At 50.0% G+C, this 278-nt stretch carries 1 protein-coding gene; it reads right to left on the reverse strand.

The window, feature by feature from the left end:
• On the reverse strand, window positions 1-278 hold a 278-nt coding region (locus tag FVA95_RS29715; RefSeq protein ID WP_255474728.1), incomplete at both ends, for a phosphate acyltransferase.

The raw sequence follows: 278 nt of genomic DNA on the forward strand, positions 1-278 counted from the left end.
GTTCAAACCTTGCAACATTGGGCCAACGCTTACGACATTGGCAGAGCGTTGCACGGCTTTATAAGTCGTGTTGCCTGTGTTTAGGTCAGGGAAAATAAACACATTGGCACGACCTGCAACTTTAGAATCAGGTGCTTTCGAGCGTCCGACACTTTCAACCGATGCTGCATCGTACTGAAGCGGCCCATCAATCAACAGATCAGGACGGCGTTCTTTCGCTATACGTGTTGCCTCAGCGACTTTTTCAACTTCAGCTCCAGCACCAGAGGTACCCGTAG

The organism is Pseudonocardia sp. EV170527-09 (assembly GCF_008369905.1).
Classification (GTDB): Bacteria; Actinomycetota; Actinomycetes; order Mycobacteriales; family Pseudonocardiaceae; genus Pseudonocardia.